This is a genomic window from Planctomycetota bacterium (assembly GCA_035384565.1).
Classification (GTDB): domain Bacteria; phylum Planctomycetota; class PUPC01; order DSUN01; family DSUN01; genus DAOOIT01.
In genome coordinates this window covers 1-23226 of sequence record DAOOIT010000019.1, presented here as the reverse complement: position 1 = coordinate 23226, position 23226 = coordinate 1, and the positions used below count along the sequence as shown (strand labels likewise).

Below are 23226 nucleotides of genomic sequence, written 5' to 3'. Positions count from 1 at the left end.
TGCGGGGATGGCTCCCTATGGGCCGGGCTCGTCGGGCGAAAAGTAGCGCCGCACCGCCGTGCGATAGAGCCAGGGGATATCGTCGGCTCGCGTGGCGGCCTCGGCGGCGGGCCGGGCGGCGACGAGGCGACTCTCGACCTTCACCGCCTCGCGGGGCGGGGGCGCAGCCTCCTGCGGGCGCACGAGGTCGGGCGCGCGCTCCGCAGACCCGCCGCCTTCCCTCCTGTCGCTGCCCTTGGCGGTGGGGCTGGTGCCGCCGCGGCTGCCCGCGGCCAGGGCGCGCTCCCAGCCCTCGAGGATGCGCGCGGCGCCCGCCAGCAGGTCGCGCTCGTTCTCCAGCCTGGCGCGGTCCGCGGGCGCGGCGGGCGAAGCCAGGGCGGCGTCGTTCGAGGCTCTCGCCTGGGCGAGGGAGCCGGCGGCCTTGGACGCCTCGCGCCGCGCCTCGGCCGCGGTCGGCTCTCCAGCCTCCAGGCCGGCGAGGGTCCGGTCGAGTTGGTCGAGCACCTGGGTCGGTTGGTTGAGGCCCTGGGCGCGCCCGGCGGCCGCCAGACGTGCCAGACTCGCCCTGGCCGCCTCGGTCGCACGGCGCACGTCTGCGCGTTCCGCGGCGCGGGCGGCGCGTTGCGCACCCCAGCCAAAGAGGTCGGCCTGCGGCGCCAGCGCAGCGGCCAGCAGAACGAGGGCCAGCACGGCCAGCAGTCGCACGCTGCGGGGCAGACGCAGGGGAAGGGCGTGGCTCAGGTCCACGGTCGCGATGTGCCGCGCGGCGTCGGCGCGCACAAGGTCGGCCATGGGGCCGACAGGCGCGGCCAGCGCCGTCGAGAGGCGCTCGGCGAGGTGGAACCGCTCATCGGCGCGCAGGGCGGCCTCGTGGAGGCTCGGCCACCGCGCCAGGCCCGCCGCCAGTGCGCCCAGGCCGGAGGCCAGGAGGGGCACCGCGACGAGCAGGCCCGGATTCGCGCCCAGCGACGCGAGGCGCTCGGCGAGCAGCGCCGCCGCCGCCGCGCCCGCGCCCAGGCACAGCCAGAGGCCCGCCGCGTCGAGCAGCGCCTGGGCGCCAAGACGGGCCGCCACCTTGCCGGCGAACGCGCGCACGGACTCCATGCCTCTCCTCCGGCCTCCCCCACCGGTCATTATACGGCGGTTCTCCCAGGGATTCAACGAGCAGGCTCGGAGCCTAGGGCTGGCGGCGAGAGCGCCAGCGGCGGAGGAATGCCTGATAGTCGTCGGGCGTGTCAATGCCCTTGGGCTGATAGGAGGTGATGCCGACGATGATCCGGTGCCCGTGTTCGAGGGCGCGAAGCTGCTCGAGGCTCTCGTGCGTCTCGAGCGGAGAGGGAGGCAGGCTGGCGAAGCGGAAGAGGAAGTCGCGGCGATAGGCGTAGAGGCCGATATGGCCGAGATAGGTGTGGGGGTCGCCGGGCGGCACCTCGGGGTAGCTCTTCGAGGCCGGGAGCAGCGCCCGCGAGAAGTAGAGCGCGTAGCCCTGCGTGTCGAGCACGACCTTGACGAGGTTGGGATTTCGCAGGTGATCCGGCTCGGCGATGGGCGCGGCGAGGGTGGACATGTCGGCCCCCGGGTGGCGCTCGAGGAGGGCCACGGCGAGGTCAATGGCGTCGGGCTCGATCTCCGGCTCGTCGCCCTGGACGTTCACGATGATGTCGGCTTCGACGTGGCGCGCCGCTTCGGCAATGCGGTCGGTGCCCGAGCGGTGGCCCGGAGAGGTCATCAGCGCCCTGCCGCCGAACGACTCGACCGCGGCGCGAATGCGCTCGTCGTCGGTCGCCACCACCACGTCGTCCACGCACGGGGCCAGCGAGACCTGCTCGTAGACGTGTTGGATGAGGAACCTGCCGGTCTCGCGCAGGAGCGGCTTGCCGGGCAGGCGCGTGGACGGGTAGCGGGCGGGAATGGCGACGACGACCTTAGCCACTAGCGTGCCTCCGATCTCTCGATGCAGCGGGCGTAGAAGCCCAGGAGCCGGTCCGTGGTGGCCTCGAGCGAGTAGCGTTCGCTCACCATGCGGTAGGCGGCGTTGACGAGGGCCTGGGCCAGCTCGGGTTCGCGGAGGAGGCGGATGACCTTCTCGGCGAGGGTGGCGGGGTCCTTCTTCGGGGCCAGCAGGCCCGTCTCGCCGTCGCTGATGAGGCTGCACGCGGGCCCGGCGCCCGTGGCCACCACCGGCTTGCGGCAGGCCATCGCCTCCAGGACGTCGAGCCCGAGGCCCTCGCGCACCGCCGGGATCACGCAAACGTCCAACACCGCGATCATGCGGCGGTAGTCGGGCACGGATTCGGCCACGGTGACCCACTTGTCAATCCGCAGCTCGTGGATCAGACGCCGCAGGCGGAGGAGCTCGGGCCCGTTGCCGGCCAGGAGGAACTGGGCCTCGGAGCCCCGGTCGAGGATCTCCTTCGCCGCCCGGACGAAGTACTCGCAACCGCGCTCGGGCGTCAATGGGCCGACCGTGCCGACGACGGGGATGGCCGTGCGATCGTGCGTGGCCTGGTAGCGCTCGTACTCTCCGAGCGCGATGCCGATGGGGATCACGGCGATCGCATCCTTGGGGATGCGCGCCTGGTTGACGAGCTCCTCGCGCAGTTCCTCGCCCACGGCCATGATGGAGCCGCGCCTCCAGTCGCCGGGCAGCCGCGCCCGGTGGCGGTGCGGCGCGAACGTGGTCACGGTGAGGACGTAGGGCTTGTCCGCCAGGGCGGCCAGGCGGGCCGCCCAGCGCGCCATCGGCCGCCCGAAGAAGTGCAACAGGTCGGGCGCGAAACGCGCCACGTCGTCCAGCAGCGCCCGCGGCGCCAGAAGGGGCGGCCTGGGATTCGCCAGCCGGCCCATCACCACGGTGGCGATGCCGCTCTGCCGGAACCCCCCGACAAGCGGGCCGCCCCCGCAGGCCATGGCCACCTGGGTGCCGCGCCGCCGAAGCTCGCTGGCCAGGCGCAGCACGCTGTGGCAGGTGCTGTCGTCGCCCACCCCTGCGGCGACGAAGAACACCTTGCCCACCTTGGGCGGCCGCGCGCCGTTCGACGCGGGGCCGCCGTTGCCTGGGACAGGCGTGTGGCTCACGCGCATTTCCTGGAGCCCGAAGCCCTCACTTGGCCTTCGCCGCTGGCTTCTCGCCGAACACCTGGGCGCTGTAGATGAGCACGCTCGTCTCGGGGTCGCGCCACATGGCCGACAGCATGCCCGCCTTGCGGCAGCAGGCCGAGAGCATCTCTTCCTTCGTCTTGAAGTGCTCGGCCACCTGAGGCAGGAACGTGGCCTGCTGCCAGCCGCGGCGCACGATGATCCCGTGCTTGCCGAACTCCCAGCCCAGCGGGTCCTTGATCGGCTTCTCGGGCATCAGGACCGAGATCTCAATCTCGATGTCCTTCACCTCGGCGGGCTGGACAGGCTGGAAGCGCGGGTCGTGCAGCGCCGACTGCTGGGTCTGGACCGCCACGGTCTCGTAGAGCGGGGTCTCGGGGCGGAAGTTGCCGATGCAGCCGCGGAGCTGGCCGTCCTTGTTGAGCGTCACGAACACGCCGTTGCGGCCCTGGAGCTCGGCATCGTCGAGCTTGGTCTCCGGGAGGTCCTTTCCGGCGGTCACGGCCTCCAGGGCCTTGCGGGCGATCTCGAGGAGCTTCTTCTGGCCCGCCTCGCTGATCTGGACGTCGAGCGGCCCGACGGTCGGCTTCGCGGCGGGGGGCTCGCCCCACTGGCCGGGCGCGGTGAAGACGATGGCGCCGTAGCTCACCGAGTGGCGATAGTCGTTGGCCTCGTCGCCCGAGGCGTAGTAGCTCACGAGCTGTCCCGTCGCCCTGTCGGGCAGAAGCTGAAGCAGCACACGGATGGGGCAACGGCCGCAGATGGTGGCCCCTGTGCGGGCGAGGTACTTGGCGAAGCCCGGCCCGTCGCGCCGCAGGATCAGGTCAATGGCTCCCTTGTCGAGCTTCTCGATGTTCTCGCGCACCTTGTCCTCGAAGGGGGCGAAGCCGAAGTTCCGGCCGTAGTGCGTGAAGTCGCTGCTCGCCACCACCAGGGTGTCCTGGTCCATCACCTTGCGGAGCAGGGTGGCCATGGCGGCATAGTCGTCGTCGGCCAGATCGCCCAGCACGATCGGCACGAGCTGGAAGGTGCCGAGGGCCTCCTGGAGGAAGGGCAGGTGCACCTCGAGCGAGTGCTCCATCCGCTGGGCCGAGGGGTGCTCGCCGAACAGCTCGCTCTCGCGGAGGGTGGCGCAGGCCGCCTTGTCCACCGGCACGTTGCCCAGGGGGGTGCGGTAGGCGTCCACGCTCAGAATCGAGCCGCCGCGGAAGGGCATGCCGCGGTGGTTCACGGCCAGCACGATGACGCGCTTGTAGGGCTGGCCCTTCACGGTGGCGTAGGCTACCCCCGCGCAGCGGCCCGAGTAGTCGTAGCCCGCATGGGGCGCGATCAGGGCGATCGGTTTGCCCTCGACCTTGGCTTTGCCGGCTCCCGCCTCGAGGAAGGCGGCCACCTGCTTCTTCAGCGCGCTGGCCTCGGCGGGGTAGAACTGCCCGGCCACGGCAGGCTCGCGCACGGGGGCCTCCTCGGCGGCGGTGCTCTCGCCGACCACCAGCATTGCGAGGCAAAGGAGCAGGATCGCCGCGGCGGAATCCAGCAGCCAGACCATTGTGGTTTCCCCCTACTGCGTGGTTCGGAACTGCCCGTTCCTCTCCATTCTACCGCGCGGAGTCCACACGGATCAAGCCCGCTGGGCTGAAGAGGGGCCGCTCTCGCACGGGGGAGGCTGGAGAGGCGCCCGTTTGCGGGCGGCGACCAGGCGCTCGACGGCCTCGAGGAGGCGGGCGGCGATGGCGTCCTTGGGCGCCTCCTCGAGGGTCTCCCCGGAGCCGTCCGGGTAGAGGAGGCGCACGGTCGAGCGCTCCGCCGCGATGGCTTGCGGCGAGTTGGCAACGATCAGGTCGAGGCCCTTGGCCCGGAGCTTCTCGCGGGCGTTCCGCTCGAGGTCGTGGGCCTCGAGGGCGAAGCCCACGAGCACCTGCCCGGTTCGGAGGCGGGCCAGCTCGCGCAGGATGTCAGGCGTCGGCTCCAGGCGGAGCGTGCGGGGTGCGTGGGCCTTCTTGATCTTGCCCGCCGCGCGTTCGGCGGGGCGGAAATCCGCCGGCGCGGCGGCCATGAGCACGGCGTCGGCCGCGGGCAGCAGGCGGACGCAGGCTTCGAGCATCTCGGCGGCGGTGGTGACGCGGCAGATGTCGCAGGGGGGAGGGGGGACCTCGAGCGGGCCGCACACGAGGGCCACCTGGTGGCCGCGCGCGAGGGCCGCGCGCGCGATGGCGCAGCCCATGCGGCCGCTGGAGGCGTTGCTGAGGAAGCGCACGTCGTCGAGGTACTCGCGGGTGGGGCCGGCGGTGACGAGGAGGCGCATGGCAGCTTCCCCGGTCGGCAGGCGTCAGCGGAGGGCCGCTTCGGCGGCGGCCAGGATCGCCTCGATGTCGGCGAGGCGGCCCACGCCCTTCTCGCCGCAGGCGAGCCAGCCCTCGGCCGGCTCCACGAGGCGGTAGCCCATGGCGCGCAGGGCGGCCACGTTGCGCTGCACGACGGCCTGCGTCCACATGCGGTGGTTCATGGCCGGGGCCAGGATCACGGGGCAGTGCAAGCTGATGAGGAGGGTGGTGAGCGCGTCGTCGGCGATGCCGGCGGCCAGCTTGCCCAGCACGTTGGCCGTGGCGGGGGCCACGAGGGCGAGGGCCGCCTTGTCGGCCAGGGCCACGTGCTCGACCTCGTAGTGTTCGGGCGCGTCGAAGAGGCCGGTGATCGGCTTGCGGCCGCTGAGGACGGCGAAGGTGAGGGGCTGGACGAAGCGCGTGGCGGCCTCGGTCATGACGACGGTGACGCTGGCCCCGCGCTGGCGCAGGCGCGAGACGAGCTCGGCCGCCTTGTAGGCGGCGATGCCGCCGGCGACGCCGACGACGATCTCGCGCGAGTGGAACGGGTCGCTGGCCACGCGGCGCTCCCTGGCGGCTACTCGTCCTGGACGATGTCGGTGCTGGCGTCGGCCACTTCCTCGGGCGCGGTGAGCCGGGGCACGAGGCGCACGAGGTCGAGCTCGATCTCCTTGAGGGCCGACCGCAGCATGTTCGGCCCCTCAGGCTCGACCAGCGGCTGCGAGCCGCGGTTGATGTCCACCAGCCGCTTCATCACGAGCGATGCGAGCTTGAACCGGCCACCGACTTTGCGGGCGAGACGATCGATTCTTGATTCATCCATTGACGGTTTGCCTCCAGGCGTCAGGCTCTTGGCTGTGCGAGGATGGCTCGCAGTTCGGCCACAGTGCGGTCGAGGTCGTCGTTGACGACGCAATGGTCATAATGTTCCTTGTATCGGCGCTCCGCCTCGGCGGCTTCGCAGCGGCGCCGCCGCTCGTCTTCGGCTTCGGTGCCGCGCCCGGCCAGGCGTTGCTCCAGGGCGCCGTCGGGCGCGTCGAGAAAGATGAGCAGGGCGTCGGGGCAACGCTGCTTCACCTGCATCGCGCCCTGCACGTCAATCACCAGCAGGCGGGTCTCGCCGGCGCGGAGCGCCTGCTCGACGGGCGCCCGCGGCGTGCCGTAGAGCCGGCCGTGCACGCGCGCATGCTCCAGAAACTCGCCTCGGGCCACGCCGCGGAGGAACTCGTCCTCCGCCAGGAACAGGTAGTCTCGGCCGTCCACCTCGCCGGGGCGCGGCGGCCGGGTGGTGGCAGTCACCGCACGTCGGATGTCGGTCTCGCGGCACAGGCGTTCGGCCACGGTGGTCTTTCCCGCGCCCGCCGGCCCCGAGAGCACGATGAGGCGGCCACGGGGTTTCCCGGCTCGCCGCTTGTCCGCCTGTGTCGCCCCGGGGTTCTCGGCCACGGCTCTACTCGATGTTCGACACCTGCTCGCGAATCTTGTCCACCTCGCCGTGCAGGGCCACGATCTGCCGGGACAGGGTGGCGTCGGCGGCCTTGGCGCCCATGGTGTTCACCTCGCGGTGGAGTTCCTGGGCGATGAACTCGAGGCGACGCCCCACCGGCTCGTCCTGGCCCAGTGCCTCGCGGAACTGGGCGACATGGGAGCGCACCCGCGCGATCTCCTCGCAGATGCTCGAGCGGTCGGCGTAGATGGCGGCCTCGCGGGCCACGTTCTCCTCGGTCACGGCGATCCCGGTGCCCTGGAGCATGCGGTTCACCCTCTCGACGAGGCGGCGCTGATGCTCCTGGAGGCTCGCAGGCTGCCGCTCCTCGGCCTCGCCTACGAGGCGTTCGATGGCGTCGCAGTGCCCGAGAAGCTCGGCGCGGAGGTTCTCGCCCTCGGCGAGACGCATCCGGTCCGCCTCATCCAGGGCGGCGGAAACGGCGGCGGTCACGGCGCCGGCGAGGGCGGTGGCCTCGGCTTCGCTGATCTCCTCGGGTTCGAGGACGCCGGGCAGCGATGCGATGGCGTCGGCCGACACGGAGACCTGCACGCCCAGCCGCTCGCCCAGCTTCTGGAGCTCGGCGAGGTAGGCGGCCAGAGCCTCGCTGTTGACGGGGCGGGCGGCTCGGGCGCCCGTGAGTTCGACCCGCACCGTCAGGTCCACCGACCCGCGGGCCACCCGGGCTCGGACGAGCTTCTCGAGGTCGCGCTCGAGGGCGGCGAACTCGTGCGGCAGGCGCGTGGAGACCTTGAGATAGCGGCCGTTCACCGAGCGGACCTCGGCGGCGATCACGCGCCCGTCGGCCTCGCGTCGGGCCTGGCCATAGCCGGTCATGCTTCGTATCACGGCGTAGCCCCGGGGGTGGTGGCCGTGCCTGGTGCGCTCTTGGCGGGCGCTGCCTCGTCGGTCTTGGGGGCCGGCGGGCTCTGCTTCGCGGCGCTCCCGGCCTCAGGCGTGTCGGCCTTGGCCGGCGGCTCCTTGGCGGCCTCGCCCTCCTTCGCCTCGGGCGTGGCTTGGGTTTCGGGGGCAGCCTTGGCGTCGGGCGCGGCCTTCGTATCGGGCGCGGCTGGCTGCTCCGGCGCGGTCTTGGCGTCCTTGGGCCTGGTATGGTCGGCGATCTGGCGCGGGCGCGAGACGATGCCGATGAGGATGGCGGCGAGGAAGAAGATGCCGGCCATCACCCCGGTGATGCGGGGCAGGCCGCTCTTGGGGCCGAGCGCGGACTCCGCCATGCCGACCCCGCCGAGCATGCCCGAGAGGCCGCCTCCTCGGCCCGACTGGAGCAGGACGATGAGGACCAGGAGGACCGAGTCGATGACGAAGATGATCCACAGCAGCGTGACGAAGACCTCTTTCAACCGAAGCACTCCTTGCGTTGCGGCGGGCCGGGGCCGGCGAGGCGGTCAGGCCCGCACGATGGCGACGAACTCCTCGACCTTGAGGCTCGCGCCGCCGACCAGCGCGCCGTCTATGTCGGGCTCGGCCATCAGGGCCTTCGCGTTGCCGGGCTTCACGCTGCCGCCATAGAGGATGCGCGTGGCGCTGGCCACGGGGGCGCCGAACAGCTCGCCCAGCAGGGCCCGAATGACCCCGTGCATCTCGTTGGCCTGTTGCGGGGTGGCCGTCTTGCCTGTGCCGATGGCCCACACGGGCTCGTAGGCGACGGTGATCCGTTCCATCTCCTCGGCGCGGAAGCCGCTCAGGCAGGCGCGCACCTGGCCCTCCACCACGGCGCGGGCCTTGCCGGCCTCGCGCTCGTCGAGGTGCTCGCCCACGCACAGGATGGGCAGCAGGCCGGCGCCGAGGGCCGCGCGCAGCTTCTGGTTCAGGAAGGCGTCCTTCTCGGCGAACAGGTCGCGGCGCTCCGAGTGGCCGACGATGACCCATCGGCATCCCACGCTGGCGAGCATGGGCGCCGAGACCTCGCCGGTGAAGGCGCCCTGGGCCTCGGGGTGAACGTTCTGCGCTCCCACCTCGATGCTCGAGCCCTCCACCACGTCGCACACGTCGGCCAGGAACGGGAAGGGCGGGAACAGCACCACATCGCGGTCGGCCAGGTCGGCGAGCTCGCGCTTGAGCCCGGTGGCGAGGTGCAGCGCGCCGCGGAGGTCCAGGTGCATCTTCCAGTTGCCGGCCATCAGCAGTCGTCTCATTCGTTTCTCCCAGGCTGGTGCCCCGGCGCGCCGGGGCGGCAGTGGCCAGGGCCTGTCGGCGGCCCGCCGCGGGGCCGTCGCCGCTAGTCGATGGACACGGTGGTGTCCGCGATCGGGTACGAGCCGAGGACCTGGAGGTAGTTGCAGGCCTTGCGCACGTGCTCGATGGCGTGACGCACGGGCGGGTCCTCCTGGTGGCCCTCGACGTCCACGAAGAAGTAGTACTCCCAGGGGCTGCGCTTCGAGGGGCGCGACTCGATGCGCGTGAGGTTGATGCCGTCGGCCCGGAACGCCTCGAGGGCCTCGACGAGCGCGCCAGCCCGATGCGCCACGGAGAGGACGAGCGAGGTCTTGTTCCGGTCGCCGGGCGGGCAGGCCTCTTTGCCGAGGACCACGAAGCGGGTGACGTTGTGGGCCATGTCTTCGATATTCTTGTGCACCACGGTGAGGCCGTAGGCGGTGGCGGCGGCCGAGTGGGCGATGGCGGCGGCCTTCGGCTCCTGGCGGGCCACCTCGCAGGCGCGCGTGGTGCTCGACACCGAGATCAGCTCCGCGTCGGGATAGTGCTCGCTGAGCCAGCGCCCGCACTGGGCGAAGACCTGCGGCTTCGAGTAGATCCGCTCGATCACCGTGTCGTGGCTCGGCGCCATGAGGCAGTGGTGCACTTCCATGAGGAGCTCCGAGCAGATCTGCACCGTGTAGCTCATGAAGGCGTCGAGCGTGTCGGTCACCCCGCCGTCAATGGAGTTCTCGACGGGGACGACCCCCAGGTTGGCCGCGCCGCTGGCCACCGCGCGGAAGATCCCCACGATATCGCGGTTCGGGATGTACTCCACGGAACTGCCGAACCGCGCGTGCGCCGCCAGGTGGGTGAAGGTGCTCTGGGGGCCCAGATAGGCCACCTTCAGCGGGTGCTCGAGCGCGATGCAGGCCGACATGATCTCGCGGAAGATGGCCCGCAGCGCCCCGTCGGGCAGCGGCCCCTGGCTCAGCTCGCAGGCCCGGCGCAGCACCTCGCCCTCCCGCAGCGGGTCATAGATGCGTGCGCTGTTCCGGCGCTTGAGGGCTCCGATCTCCACCACCACACGGGCGCGCTGGTTCAGCAGATCGACGACTTGCGCGTCGATCTCATCGATCCGGCGGCGGAACTGGGCGATGGAGGGGGACTCTTGGCTCGGCAAGGGCGAGGCTTCTTCCACGCTCTGCCTCCGCGGGAAAAGCACCAGGCGGCAGATCTCACATCCGCGAAATAACTATTGTACTCACCAAGGGGCAGGAGAGTCAAGCAAAATTCCTGCCTCCTCCCGCTCCGGATGCAGTTGCGGGCCTGCGCGCAACGGCCCATCGCCAACGCTCGGGCCGGGCTCGCTTGCGCCGTCGGGTGTAGCGGCAAGCATCCCGCCCGCCCCGCGCAACCAGGGACGATTGCCACCCCGCGGGGCGCCCGCGCGCGCAAGTCCGCCACAGGCCGCCTGCAATGTCCTCCACTGACGGGGGCACCTGTGCCCTACGGCCACCTGCCTTCTGCGGCTCGCCCATGGGTGCGGGCCGGAATTGTGGGCGGCTGCGGGAGCTCCGAAGGAGCGAAATAGGATAGCCCAGGGCAACGCCCTGGGAACCAGACCGCCCCGCGGCAGCCCTGACAGGGCGGAATCGAGAGCTTCTATCTCGCCCCTTCAGGGCTGGACCCGTGGACCCCGCTGAACCCAGGGCGTTGCCATCGGCGATCCCAGGCGAGCCCTTCAGGATCCAGAGACAATCACCCTGCCTACAGTTCCGGCCCGCACCCGTTCGCCCATCGCGCCCTTGACAGTGCTCAGATGCTTAGGCATACTGAGGGTTGGCGGTTCGGCTCCGCTCGAGGGGCGGCGCGGAGAAGCGCCTGCCCTGCCGATGGCACCGGGGAGCAACGTGAGGCCCGTGATCTACCTCGACCATGCAGCCACCTCGTGGCCGAAGCCCGATGCCGTTCGCCGGGAGACTGTGCGCCTCTTCGACGAGCTGGCGGCCAACCCGGGCCGCAGCGGTCACCGCGCGTCCCTGGAGGCCGCGCGGGTGATCTTCGATGCGCGGACGCGCCTCGCGCGCCTGCTGGGCGTGGCGGACCCCGCCAATCTGGTGTTCACGCGCGGCGCCACGGAGGGGCTGAACCTGGTGCTCAAGGGGTTCCTGCGGGCCGGGGACTGCGTCGGCGTGTCGCCGCTGGAACACAACAGCGTCATGCGGCCCCTGAGCCGGCTGGCCCGCGAGCGAGGCATCCGGGTCGAAGCGCTGCCAGCCGACGCCTATGGGCGGGTCATCGTGGAGGCCGCTGCGCGGCTCGCCGGCCGCTATCGGCTGGTGGCGGTGGCCCACGCCTCGAACGTGAATGGCATCGTGCAGGACGTGGCCGCGCTCGCCCGGGCGCTGCCCGGCACGGCGATCCTGAGCGACGCCGCTCAGACGGCCGGCGTGCTGCCCATCCACGTGGCGAACGAGGGCATTTCGTTCCTCGCCTGCTCTGCCCACAAGGGCCTGCTGGGCCCCATGGGCGTCGGCGCCTGTTACATCAGCCCCGAGCACGACGTGGCCCCACTGCTCGAGGGCGGCACGGGCAGCCAGAGCGAGTTGACCGAGCACCCCACGTTCCGCCCCGACCGCTATGAGGCGGGCACGCCCAATCTCCACGGCATTGCCGGGCTGCGGGGCGGCCTCGAACACCTCGAGGCCCACGGCCTCCTGGGCGAGCACACGCGCCGCCTCGCCCTGCAACTCCTGGAGGGCCTGTCCCGCATTCCGGGCGTGCGGGTGTACAGCCCGGCCGACGGGTCGGCCCTGGTCGCCAGCTTCCGCGTCGAGGGATTGCCCCCCGATCGGGTGGCGGCCGCTCTCGAGGCGGAGCACGGCATCCTGTGCCGTCCCGGGCTCCATTGCGCTCCCGCCGCGCATCGGCACCTGGGCACGCTGCCGGCAGGGGTTGTGCGCCTGTCGCCCGGGTTCGGCAACACCGCGGACGAGATGGAGCTGGTCATCCGTTCTGTGCGGGCCGTGGTCGGCCGGAGGTCGTGATTGCCCCGGCGTGGCCGTCCCTTGTCCCCGTGAAAGGTGGTCTGCCATGGAAACGCTCGATCTCCGAAACCTGGCGTGTCCCGAGCCCGTCATCCGCACGCGGAACGCCATCGCGGCCCACCCGCAGTCCGTCTTCGAGGCCCTCATCAACAACGCGGCCACGCTCACCAACGTCACCCGCATGGCGCGGGCGCTGGGGGCGCAGGTGGTGTCGGAGGAGCTCGACTCCGGCGAGTACCGGCTCACCATCTCCACCCCGCCGGCGCCGGCCGAGGAGGTTCCCCTGGCCCAGGCGGAGCCGTGCGAGGCCGGCCTCCCGAAGGGCCGGGCCACGGTGTTCATCAGGAACAACGTTCTGGGCCTCGGCGACGACCGGCTCGGGCGCATCCTGATGAAGGCGTTCCTCAAGACGCTCAAGAGCGCCGACCCCCTGCCGGCCGAGATCATCTGCGTGAACAACGGCGTGCACCTCACCACCGAGGGCTCGGAGGAACTGGCCACGCTCGGCGAGCTGGCCGAGAAGGGCGTCGAGGTCGTCTCGTGCGGCACGTGCCTCGACTTCTTCGGCAAGCTCGACAAGGTGCGGGTGGGCGGGGTGGTGGACATGCTGGATATCGTCACCCGCCTCAATCGTGCCGCGAAGATCATCACCCCATGAGGCGCGAGGCGCGGGTCCTGCTCACCTTCAAGTCCATCCATCACGTGCTGGAAGCCGAGAAGGCGCTGTTGGCGGCGGGGCTGAGGCCCGACCTGGTGCCCGTGCCCCGGGAGATCAGCGCCAACTGCGGCATGGCGATCACCATCGCCCTCGCGGATCGCGCCCGCGCGCTCGACGCCCTGGCCCCCGCTCCGCCGCTGCACGTGCTCGACGACTGGCGGCCGTGAGGCGGCCAGGCGAGTCGAACCTTGACTCGGCATGGGCACGCCTCTACAATCATCGGGGGGAGGAAGAGTCCGCCGGAGGAGCCAATGCCGCACCTCAAAGTCCAGGTCCAGCGTCCCCCCGTCGGCGAGGAGCTGCCCGTAGCCTGGGTGCTGCTCGGCGGCTTCCTCGATGCCTCGACCGTGCTGACGTTCGAGAGCACGCTGCGCGCGCTCCATCGCGAGGGGCGCGGGGATGTGGTTCTGGACTTCGGCCGCGTGCTGTATGCCAACAGCTCGGCCATCGGCGCCATCCTCAACTACCACAACCTCCTTCATCAGGAGGCGCGCGACCTGGTGCTGGTCAACGTCACGGCCGACGTGCAGACCACGTTCGAGCTCCTGGGCCTCCTGCACGTGCTGCCGAGCCTGCCCGACGGCGACGCGGTGGCTCGCTACCTCCTGAGCGGGCCGCCCGGGCAGCGCCGCTATGAGCCTCCCGCGGCCAGGGCCGCCGCGCCGGCCAGACCCGCCCCAGGCCCTCCCAAGCCGGCGGCGGGCGCCGCGCCGGCCCGGCGCCACATCATGATGATCGCCCCCGAAGAGAACCGCTTCACCGACATCACCAAGATGCGCCTGGCGGCGCCGAGGGGGCGCTTCCACATCGTCACGAGTTGCACGGAGGCCCTGCATCACTTCGACGAGATCCAGCCCGCCCTCATCATCCTCGAGGACCCGATGGCCGGCTCCGAGGACTTCCTGTGGGCCGTCAAGACCGAGAAGGGCAAGAGCATCGTGCCCGTCATCAAGCTCTATTGGACGGGCACCGACATCGAGACGCGCAAGGACTTCAAGGTGTGGGAGGACGACTTCCTGGTGGAGCCGTTCGAGGTGGCCGAGCTGTTCGCGCTGAGCGAGGCCGAGTTGGCGCGGTATCCCGAGGACCGCAAAGTGCTGCTGCACCAGACGCACTTCGAGTTCCGCACCCGCAAGGAGAACCTCCAGCGGGCCGGCGAGTTGGGGGCGAGCCTGCTCAGGAAGTCGGGGCTCGCCGACGCCGCCGCGGCCGCCGTGGCCAACGCCTTCGCCGAGGCCCTCGAGAACGCCGCCCGCCACGGCAACGGCTACGAGCGCGAGAAGTGCATTGACGTCGTCTTCCTCCTGGACCGCGAGAAGGTGTCGGTCACGGTGACCGACGAGGGGCGCGGCTTCGACTTCGGCCCGGCTCTCGAGCGCGCCCGGCAGGAGGAGCCGGTGGCGCCGGAGCGCCTGCGCCAGAGCCGCGGCAGCCTGGGCAAGCTGGGCATCGCGCTCATGGCCCGCTCGGTGGACCGCCTCGAGTACCTGGGCGCCGGCAACAGCGTGCGCCTGACCAAACTCCTGTAGCCGTTCCAGGCGCCGGAGCAACCCGACGGGAGGAGGCCGATGCCGTGACCGCTCTCCGCGACTCGCTGTGGCTCTGGGGCCACGAGGCCGGCAGCCACAACGAGCACTGGGGCCTGCCAGGGCCGTCGCGCATGACGCCCGCCGAGGCCGCCTTCTACCTGGGAATCCCCAACCTCGTGATGGTGGTGTATCAGGGCAAGCCCGAGCCGCCCTTCGACCAGCACGCCAGGGCCTTCCGCCCCCTGCGCCGCGTCGTCTGGTCCATCGTCGGCGACTCGTCCTCGAAGCGGAACGACGAGAAGACTGACCTGGACGAGGTGTTGCGCCTGGCGGGCGAGCACGCGAACGTGAGCGGTGCGATCATGGACGACTTCTTCCACGAGCCCGACGCGGCGGGCGCCATCGGGCGCTACACGCCACGGGACCTCGCAGGCTTCCGCCAGCGCCTGCGCGCCGCCGCGCGGCCGCTGGACCTCTGGGTGGTGCTCTACGCGCAACAGCTTCACTTGCCCGTGCGCGCCCACCTGGCCGAGTGCGACGTGGTGACCTTCTGGACCTGGCGCGCCCGCGACCTGCCGGCCCTGCCCGAGAACTTCGCGCAGCTCGAGGCGCTGGCCCCCTCGGCCCGCAAGGTGCTGGGGTGCTACCTGTGGGACTATGGCGAGCGGAAGCCGATGCCGCTCGATCTGTTCCAGGGGCAGGTGCGGCAGGGGCTGGTCTGGCTGCGCGAGGGGCGGATCGAGGGGATCATCTTCCTCGCAAGCTGCCTGTGCGACCTGGGCCTCGACACCGTGGAGTGGCTGCGGCGCGCGCTGGCCGGCGAGGCCCCCGCGTTCACGGCGTAGGCGGCGAGGGGGCGGCCCGCCGCAACAGCAGGCGGTACGTCTCGTCCAGGTCGAGCACCAGCTCGAAGCCGGCGCGCGTGAGCTCGGGCACGTAGCGCTCGCGGGTCACCGCGAAGCGCGTGGGCGACCGCAGCAGGTCGTCGGCCTTCGTGTAGAAGCGCACCGTGCGGTCGAGGTAATAGGTGGCCTTCGAGCGGAGGCCCCAGGGCCCCTTCTCGCCCTCAGGATCCTCGAAACGCGCCTCGGGAATGAAGCCGGCGAGCGACGTGCCCGGCTCCACCTTATCGAGCAGGTCGCGCGCGTCTACGAATCCCCGGCACGAGTACGTGTGCAACAGCCCGGGGTAGAGGGCCAACGCCACCGCCTGCATGAGAGCGAGCGTGCGCACCACACGAGGCACCCGCTCGCGGACGCTCTCGGGGATGAACGCGGCCAGGCCGCAACCCGCCAGCAGGGCCACGGCGGGGAATGCCGTGGCCACGTAGCGGTCGTAGCGCTTCGGCGGCACCGCGGCGGTCACCAGCACCTCCGCGATCCACAGCACGGCCAGGAGCAGGCCCCACCGCTCGCGGGGGCCCGCCTTGCGCCAGCGGAAGAGGGCGACCGCCGCCAGCAGGCCCCACGGCGCCGTGAGCGCGAGCAGGCCCGCGAGGTTCCCCGCGAAGTTCCTGGCCAGATGGCCGCCGACGACGAGGCGTTGGCCCATCTCGCGCCCGAAGTAGGCCCCCGTGAACTCCTGCCCGTGACGGCCCGCCACGGCCAGGTGCCAGGGAGCGGCGATGGCCGCGCCCAGCACCAGCGCGCCCCAGAACCACGGGTGCAGCAGCCAGCGGGGCCGGCTGACCATCAACGCCAGCGCCAGCATCGCCGGCACGTGCGCGCCGGCCGACATCTTGGTCATGAATCCCAGCCCCCCCGCCACCCCGGCCAGCAGCAGCCAGCGCGGGCGCTCGTCCTGCACGGCCCGCACCACGGCATACACGGTCGCGGTCACGGCCAGGGCCACCGCCGAATCGAGCCGAAGGTCCATCGAGACCATGATCATCCCGGGCGTGGTCGCCGCCACGCAGCCCACCAGCAGTCCGGCGGTGGCGCCGAAGAGCCGGCGCGCCGTGAGGAACAGCACCACGCACGTGGCCGCGCCGAACAGGCACGACCAGAACTTGGCGGCGAAGGTGCTCGGGCCGAAAAGCTTGAAGTTGGCGGCCACGAGCCAGAACATCAGCGGCGGCTTGTTCGCGTAGATCAGGCCGGGCGCATCCTGCATCGTCAGCCAGTCGCCGCTGGAGAGGATGTTCTTGGCGATGGCCGCGTAGTGCACGGGGTCGCCGTGCAGGTCGCCCTCCCAGGCGCGCCCGAAGAAGCCCAGCGCGGCCACGAGCAGCAGCACCGCCAACTCGCGGTTCGCCTTCAGCCAGGCCCTGGCGCCGCGCGCTACAGGGCAGGACGGGGCGGGCTTATCCTCTTCAGGCACAGCCTCTCCTTTCCGGCACGAGCCGAGCGTCGGACCCCTATGGTATGGGGCGCGGCATTGGGTGTCAAGCACGGCCGGCGGCTCACCGCCCTTGACCGCCGGCGTGCCGGCAGTAGAATCATGGGGGTGAGCAAACCGCAGGAGCACCGCAGCCCCGGAGAACCCCGATGAGCAAAGCACCCGCCGCGCCCGACTGGGCGAACCTGCACGTCCTGCACCGCAACCGCGAGGCGGCGCACGCCACGCTCGTGCCTTGCCCCGACGAGGCCACGGCGCGCCTGGGCGAGCCGGGCCTCTCGCCCTGGATGCGGCTGCTCAACGGCACGTGGAAGTTCCACTACGCCGCGGCGCCGCACGCCGCGCCCGAGGGTTTCGAGAAGCCCGCCTTCGACGCCGCCGCCTGGGCCGACCTGCCCGTGCCCAGCAACTGGCAGATGCACGGCTACGGCACGCCCGTCTATACCAACGTGCGCTACCCGTTCCCCGTGGACCCGCCGCACGTGCCCGACGACAACCCCACCGGCTCGTACCGCCGGCAGTTCGCCCTGCCCGACGCCTGGGCCGGGATGCAGGTGTTCCTGCATTTCGGCGGCGTGAACTCGGCCTTCCACGTCTGGGTCAACGGCGAGTTCGTCGGCTACAGCCAGGGCGCGCACATGCCCTCCGAATTCAACATCACGTCCGTTGTCCATCCCGGTGAGAATACCCTGGCCGTGCGCGTCTACCAGTGGTCCGACGGCGCCTACCTGGAGGACCAGGACTTCTGGCGCCTGAGCGGCATCTTCCGCGACGTGTGGCTCGTGGCCACCCCCCCCGTGCACATGTTCGACGTCCGCGTGCGCACGCCGCTGGAGAACGACTATCAGGATGCGCGGCTCGACGTGAGTGTGTCGCTGCGCAACTACGGCGTCAAGGGCGTGCGCGGCTACGCCGTGGCCGCGAAGCTGCTCGACGCCGACGGCGGCGTGGTGCTGGATCAGCCGGTGATGGGCAAGATCCTCATCGGCGCGGGCAAGGAGGTGGCTGTCGAGGCCGCCCTCCCCGTGGCCAGCCCGCGCAAGTGGAACGCCGAGCAACCCTGCCTCTACGAGCTGCTCCTCACGCTCCGGGACGCCCAGGGCCGCGTGGTGGAGGTCGAGCGCCTGGCCGTCGGCTTCCGACAAATCGAGGTCAAGGGCCAGCGCATCCTCGTCAACGGCGCGCCCATCAAGATCCACGGGGTGAACCGCCACGACATGAGCCCCGACACCGGCCACGCCGTCTCGCGCGAGCTGATGGAGCGCGACATCGTGTTGATGAAGCAGCACAACGTCAACGCCATCCGCACGTCACACTACCCGCCCGACCCGTACCTGCTCGACCTGTGCGACCGCCACGGCCTGTGGGTGATAGACGAGGCCGACCTCGAGTGCCACGGCATGCAGCCCCTCTCGCGCCTCTCGCAGGACCCCGAGTGGGAGGCCGCCTATCTCGACCGCGCGATCCGCATGGTCGAGCGCGACAAGAACCACCCCTGCGTCATCCTGTGGTCGCTCGGCAACGAGTCGGGCTACGGCGCCAACCACGACGCCATGGCCCGCTGGATCCACCAGGCCGACCCCACCCGCCTCGTGCACTACGAGGGCGCCGACGGCGCGCAGCGGTGGGACAAGAATTGCCATCGCCTCACGCCCGGCATCCTGGACGTCGAGAGCGAGATGTACCCGCACGTGGACCGCCTGATCGAGCGGGGCAAGGTGACCGACGACCCGCGCCCCTACTTCATGTGCGAGTACGCCCACGCGATGGGCCAGGGGCCGGGCAACCTCAAGGAATACTGGGAAGCCATCCGCACCTACCCCCGCCTCGTCGGCGGCTGCATCTGGGAGTGGGCCGACCACAGCATCCGCCGCCGAACGCCCGACGGCCGGGAATGGTTCGCCTACGGCGGCGACTTTGGCGACCAGCCGAACGACGGGAACTTCTGCATTGATGGCCTCGTGTTCCCCGACCGCGTGCCGCACACCGGCCTCATCGAATACAAGGCCGTCGTCCAGCCCGTCCACGTCGAGGCCGTGGACCTCCAGGCCGGCAAGATCCGCATCGTGAACCGCAACGACTTCGCGTCCCTCGAGAGCCTCGAGGGCCAGTGGTCGGTTCTGGCCGATGGCCAGATCGTCGCCCAGGGCACGCTGCCCGTCCTCGACGTTCCAGCCCACGAGTCCAGAGAGTTCTGCCTTGGTAGGGCGTGCATACCTGCACGCGGAGAGTTTCTGAACCTGAGCTTCGTGCTGCGCGACGCCACGCCCTGGGCGCCGCGGGGCCATGAAGTGGCCTTCGCCCAGCTCCCGCTGCCCGCCGCGGCCCCCGCCGCGCCGGCCCTTCGCATCGCGGACATGCCCGCGGTCCGGATCGAGGAGACGAAGGACGCCATCGCCGTCGCGGGCGGCGATTTCCGCATCGTCTTCGACCGCCACCGCGGGCGGATGACGGCCTGGGAGTGGCAGGGACTGTCGCTCCTCGCCCGCGGGCCGCAGGTGCAGCTCTGGCGTGCGCCCACCGACAACGATAAGCACCTGGCGAACGAATGGCGGGCCGCAGGCTACGATCGGCTCGTGCCACGGGTCACTTCAATGGAGGTCACTGTGGGCGGGACGTCCCCGTCCCGCGAATCGCGGCGTGTGGACATGCCGCCCACAAGCCAGGCGGCGCGGGCGCGCGTCGAGGCCACCCTCGGCGGCTGGTCAGTCGTGCCCCCGTTCCGCTGCACCTGCGCCTACTGCATCTATGGCAGCGGCGACGTGGTGATCGAGACGGCCCTTGAGCCGCTGAGGGACGGCCTCCCGCCGCTGCCCCGCTTCGGGCTGGAGATGCACCTGCCCGCCGGCTTCGAGCAATTCGCCTGGTACGGCCTCGGGCCGCACGAGTGCTACTGCGACCGCAAGGAGAGCGGCCGCGTGGGCGTCTGGCGCGGCACCGTGAGCGGCCAACACGTGCCCTACGTGAAGCCGCAGGAGAACGGCAACAAGGCCGACTGCCGTTGGGCCGCCGTGACGACGATCGGCGGCCTCGGCCTCCTCGCCGTCGGCATGCCGCTCATCAACGTCAACGTCCAGCACAACACGCCCGAGGACATGACGCTGGCCACACACACCTACGACCTCGTGCCGCGGGCCGAGACCGTGCTGCACCTCGACCACGCCCACAACGGCCTCGGCAGCAACAGTTGCGGCCCGCGCGAGCTGGAGAAATACCGCCTGATGCCCCGGGCGATGCGCTTCGCCGTGAGGCTCAGGCCGGTCGCCTTGAGTGCGGTTTCGCCGATGGCATTGAGCCAGCAAGCGCTCGCGCCTCAGGCCTGAGTCGAGTAGGCCCGATGGGACCGATAGAACCGATAGAACCCTCACAGGCCGCGGTCTGGGCTGGTCCTGCCGGTCCCATCAGTCCTATCCTCTCGGCAACCGCGCCACACTCCTCGGAGGCACTCAAGTGAAAGCCCCTCGCTTCTGCTTCTTCCGCATCGCCCTGCTGCTCTGCTGGCCCGCCGCATCGTTCGCCGGCGAGCCGCCCCCCCTCGACAAGGCCCGGGCGGCCATTCTCGGCGGCAAGTACGACGAGGGGCTGAAAGAACTCGACGCCCTGCTCGCCAAGCCCGAGGCCGCGGCCGAGCGCGACGCCCGCTCGCTGCGCGTCCGCGCGTACCTCGAAACGGGCCGCTACAAGGACGCCGCGGCCGACGCCGAAGCCCTCGTCACGCTCGCCCCCGATGACCCCAACCTGCTCTGCCTCCAGGCGAACGCCCTGATCGAGCTGGGGCGCTACGACGAGGCGGGCAAGCTCCTCGCCCGCGCCCTCGAGAAAAGCCCGAACCACACCAGGGCGCGCCTGCTCACACTCGAACTCGCCGAGGTCACCGGCCAGCGCGAGGCATTCAAGGCCCAGGTGAGCTTCTTCTTCGACCTCTACGCCAAAGGCCAGGCCAAGACCGCCGACGACCTGACCGCCGTGGCCCGCGCCGTGCGCAAGGAGGACCCCCAGGGCGCCTGGCGCGCCTACCAGCAGGCCGAGCAACTCGAACCCGCGAACACCGAGATTCTCACGCTCGCCGCCTTCCACTGCCTCGACAAATACGCCTGGCCCCTCGCCCGCAAGCGCTTCGAGGCCGCCCTCAAAGCCAACCCGAATCTGGCCATCGCCCACGCGGGCCTCGGCGTCATGCACCTCGCCACCGGCAATCACAACGCCGCACAGCAGGCCGCCGACGCCGCGCTCAAGGCCAACCCCCACCTCCCCCTCGCCCACCTGCTCAAGGCCATGATGCTGTCGGTGGACGAGAAGCACGAGGCCAGCCAGGCCGAAATCCAGGCCGCGCTCGCCGTGAACCCGCGGAACCTCGACGCCCTGGCCTTCCTGGCCGCCCACCACGAGGCCGTGGGCCACGCCGCCGAACGCGACAAGGTGATCGCCCAGGTGCTCCAGATCAACCCCCGGCGCGCCGAGCTCTACACCACCCTCGCCCAGGCCTGCGAGCGCCTCCGCCGCACCCCCGCCGCCGTCGAGTGGGCCAAGAAGGCCATCGCCCTCGACCCCGGCTTCTGGCAGGGCTACTTCGTGGCCGGCATGAACCTCCTGCGCGCCGGCGAGGAATCCGAAGGCTACCAGCTCCTCGACAAAGCCTTCGCCCTCAACTCCTTCAACGTCTGGGCCTACAACACCCTGTCCGTTCTCGACCGCGACCTGAAGAAGAAGGAATTCGTCTACCACGAGACCCCGCACTTCCTCGTCAAGCTCGACAAGGCGGAGGACGCCATCCTCTGGCCCTACATCGAGGCGATGCTCGAGCCCATGTACGAAACCCTCTCGCGCAAGTACGCCGTCACCCCCGTGGGGCCCAAGGAGTACGGCGAACGCACCCTCGTGCTGCTCTACCCCAAGCACGAGGAGTTCTCCGCCCGCACGATGGGCCTGCCCGGCCTCAGCGCGCTCGGCGCCTGCCTCGGACAGGTCATCACCATGCCCTCGCCCCGCCTCAGCCGCCTCAACCCCGCCAACGCCTTCAACTGGCGCGAGGTGCTCGTCCACGAGTTCACCCACATCCTCACCCTCCAGAAGACCCGCTACAACATCCCCCGCTGGCTCACCGAGGGCCTCAGCGTGCTCGAAGAGGGCGACACGCGCGTGAAGTGGGACGCCATGCTCGTGCAGGGCCTCGCCAACAACCAGCTCCTGCCCATCGAAGACCTCAACACCGGCTTCACGCGGCCCAAGTTCCCCACCCAGGTCGCCCTCTGTTACTACCACGCCTTCCTCATCTGCTCCTACCTCCAGGAGACCTGCGGCCCCGACGTCTTCGTCAAGATGCTCGACCTGTACCGCGACGGCGGGAAGACCGACGACATCCTGCCCAAGGTCACCGGCAAGACGATGAAGCAACTCAACGACGAAACCCTCGCCTACGTGCGCCGCTACGCCGAGCAGATCAAGATGGCGGCCCCGCCGCCCGACAAGGAAGCCCTCAAGAAGCTCGAAGAACAGGCGGCCAAGGACGAGAAGAACGCCGGCCTCCAGGTCCAGATCGCCTCGGGCTGCCTCGCCGCCGGCCGCCACGACGACGCCCGCAAGGCCGCGGCGCGCGCCCTCGAACTCGACCCCAAGGCCGCCCGCGCCCACGCCGTGCTCGGCCTCATCGCCCTCCAGAGAGACAAGAAGCCGGACGAGGCCAGGAAGCACTTCCTCGCCGCCAAGGCCGCCGACCCCGGCTACTTCTTCGCCCCCTTCCACCTCGCCAATCTCGCCGAGCAGGCCGGCCGCACCGACGAGGCCATTGCCGAGCTCGAGGCCGCCCGCAAGCTCTACCCCCGCTTCTTCCAGGGCGGCAAGAGCCTCCAGGAGCGCCTCGCCGACCTCTACCTCAAGCAGGGCAAGCCCAAGCAGGCCATCGAGGCCCTCCGCGAACAGGTCGAACTCGTCGGCTCGAACCCGCGCGCCCAGAAGCAACTCGCCGAACTCCTCGCCAGAGAGGGCCGCCACGCCGACGCCGCGGCCGCCTACATCGCCGCCGTCTACGTGGACCCCTACGACCCCGAAATCCACCTCGCCGCCGCCCGCGCCTTCGAGGCCGCCGACCAGGTGGACCTGGCCATCCGCGAGTACGCCGTCGCCGCGGCCATCGAGGCCCCGCATCTCGCCACCCTCATCGGCCGCGCACAGGCCTGGGCCGTCGCCGGCAACGCCGACCCTGCCCGCAAAGCCGTCGCCGCCATTCGGCGTCTCGACCCCCGCAACCCCGAGGCCGACAAGATCGAGAAGCTGCTCCCGAAGTAGCCGGCCCAGCCACCTCCCGAAGGTTCCAATACCTTCGGGAGGCTAACCCCCAACCCCCAACCTCCCGCGGGTTGCCAACCCGCGGGAGGTTAGGCCGAATTGTCAAAGAACCGGTGCGGCGGCCTGCCGCTACTTGTTTGGCTATCCTTTCGCCGGCCGCCTCCGAGCCGCACGCGAACAGGAGGTGCCTGCCTGCCGGCCAGGCACGGGAGCCGTGAGCCACGAGCTTCGAGCCACGAGCCGA

General features: G+C 70.8%; 20 protein-coding genes. 7 read left to right on the top strand and 13 right to left on the bottom strand.

From position 1 onward, the window contains the following. Positions 1-15: 15 nt before the first annotated feature. From PLE19_09140 to pheA, 12 genes are all read right to left on the bottom strand, one after another. Entirely contained in the window at positions 16-1104 is a 1089-nt protein-coding gene (locus tag PLE19_09140) for a hypothetical protein (protein ID HPD15103.1), read from the bottom strand. 73 nt (positions 1105-1177) lie between these two features. Further along, complete coding sequence (kdsB, locus tag PLE19_09135) at positions 1178-1933, bottom strand: 3-deoxy-manno-octulosonate cytidylyltransferase (protein ID HPD15102.1); 756 nt, start codon at positions 1931-1933, stop codon at positions 1178-1180. Beyond that, positions 1933-3078, bottom strand: coding sequence for a glycosyltransferase family 4 protein (locus PLE19_09130; protein ID HPD15101.1), 1146 nt, complete (start codon positions 3076-3078; stop codon positions 1933-1935). The genes kdsB and PLE19_09130 overlap by 1 nt, the downstream gene beginning before the upstream one ends. 25 nt (positions 3079-3103) lie before the next feature. Next, positions 3104-4648 (bottom strand): AmmeMemoRadiSam system protein B, encoded by a 1545-nt coding sequence (amrB, locus tag PLE19_09125; protein HPD15100.1) that lies wholly within the window; start codon positions 4646-4648, stop codon positions 3104-3106. Positions 4649-4720: 72 nt separating this feature from the next. Then, positions 4721-5404 carry a phosphopantothenoylcysteine decarboxylase gene (locus PLE19_09120; GenBank protein ID HPD15099.1) on the bottom strand — a complete coding sequence of 228 codons (684 nt, stop codon included), beginning with the start codon at positions 5402-5404 and terminating at the stop codon, positions 4721-4723. 24 nt (positions 5405-5428) lie between these two features. After that, positions 5429-5983, bottom strand: coding sequence for a flavoprotein (locus PLE19_09115; protein HPD15098.1), 555 nt, complete (start codon positions 5981-5983; stop codon positions 5429-5431). A 17-nt stretch (positions 5984-6000) separates the two neighbouring features. Then, positions 6001-6246 carry a DNA-directed RNA polymerase subunit omega gene (locus PLE19_09110; GenBank protein HPD15097.1) on the bottom strand — a complete coding sequence of 82 codons (246 nt, stop codon included), beginning with the start codon at positions 6244-6246 and terminating at the stop codon, positions 6001-6003. Between the two features lie 20 nt (positions 6247-6266). Continuing rightward, positions 6267-6869 carry a guanylate kinase gene (gmk, locus tag PLE19_09105; protein ID HPD15096.1) on the bottom strand — a complete coding sequence of 201 codons (603 nt, stop codon included), beginning with the start codon at positions 6867-6869 and terminating at the stop codon, positions 6267-6269. 4 nt (positions 6870-6873) lie between these two features. Further along, positions 6874-7758: a YicC family protein gene (locus tag PLE19_09100; GenBank protein ID HPD15095.1), complete on the bottom strand. Its 885-nt coding sequence runs from the start codon at positions 7756-7758 to the stop codon at positions 6874-6876. After that, positions 7755-8270, bottom strand: a complete 516-nt coding sequence (gene secG, locus PLE19_09095; protein ID HPD15094.1) for a preprotein translocase subunit SecG — start codon at positions 8268-8270, stop codon at positions 7755-7757. Before secG ends, PLE19_09100 begins: the two co-directional genes overlap by 4 nt. A gap of 45 nt (positions 8271-8315) precedes the next feature. Next, positions 8316-9065: a triose-phosphate isomerase gene (gene tpiA / locus PLE19_09090; protein HPD15093.1), complete on the bottom strand. Its 750-nt coding sequence runs from the start codon at positions 9063-9065 to the stop codon at positions 8316-8318. An 83-nt stretch (positions 9066-9148) separates the two neighbouring features. After that, entirely contained in the window at positions 9149-10246 is a 1098-nt protein-coding gene (gene pheA / locus PLE19_09085) for a prephenate dehydratase (GenBank protein HPD15092.1), read from the bottom strand. 730 nt (positions 10247-10976) lie between these two features. Here pheA and PLE19_09080 point away from each other — a divergent pair. From PLE19_09080 to PLE19_09060, 5 genes are all read left to right on the top strand, one after another. Then, positions 10977-12113 carry an aminotransferase class V-fold PLP-dependent enzyme gene (locus PLE19_09080; protein HPD15091.1) on the top strand — a complete coding sequence of 379 codons (1137 nt, stop codon included), beginning with the start codon at positions 10977-10979 and terminating at the stop codon, positions 12111-12113. 46 nt (positions 12114-12159) lie between these two features. Next, positions 12160-12771, top strand: a complete 612-nt coding sequence (gene yedF / locus PLE19_09075) for a sulfurtransferase-like selenium metabolism protein YedF (protein HPD15090.1) — start codon at positions 12160-12162, stop codon at positions 12769-12771. After that, complete coding sequence (locus PLE19_09070) at positions 12768-12998, top strand: DUF3343 domain-containing protein (protein ID HPD15089.1); 231 nt, start codon at positions 12768-12770, stop codon at positions 12996-12998. Before yedF ends, PLE19_09070 begins: the two co-directional genes overlap by 4 nt. A gap of 84 nt (positions 12999-13082) precedes the next feature. Further along, a complete protein-coding gene (locus PLE19_09065; GenBank protein ID HPD15088.1) occupies positions 13083-14360 on the top strand; it encodes an ATP-binding protein in 1278 nt (425 codons plus the stop codon). Positions 14361-14404: 44 nt separating this feature from the next. Further along, the gene (locus tag PLE19_09060; GenBank protein ID HPD15087.1) at positions 14405-15205 is read left to right on the top strand and encodes a hypothetical protein; all 801 of its coding nucleotides are present in this window, start codon (positions 14405-14407) and stop codon (positions 15203-15205) included. Here the strand turns inward: PLE19_09060 and PLE19_09055 are convergent. After that, positions 15195-16679: a glycosyltransferase family 39 protein gene (locus tag PLE19_09055; protein ID HPD15086.1), complete on the bottom strand. Its 1485-nt coding sequence runs from the start codon at positions 16677-16679 to the stop codon at positions 15195-15197. The two genes, PLE19_09060 and PLE19_09055, sit on opposite strands and share 11 nt — an antisense overlap. A gap of 167 nt (positions 16680-16846) precedes the next feature. Here PLE19_09055 and PLE19_09050 point away from each other — a divergent pair, with 167 nt between their 5' ends. Both PLE19_09050 and PLE19_09045 read left to right on the top strand, forming a co-directional pair. Continuing rightward, positions 16847-20020 (top strand): glycoside hydrolase family 2 TIM barrel-domain containing protein, encoded by a 3174-nt coding sequence (locus PLE19_09050; GenBank protein ID HPD15085.1) that lies wholly within the window; start codon positions 16847-16849, stop codon positions 20018-20020. 127 nt (positions 20021-20147) lie between these two features. Next, on the top strand, positions 20148-22982 hold the full coding sequence (locus PLE19_09045; protein ID HPD15084.1) for a tetratricopeptide repeat protein: 2835 nt from the start codon (positions 20148-20150) through the stop codon (positions 22980-22982). Positions 22983-23226 lie beyond the last annotated feature (244 nt).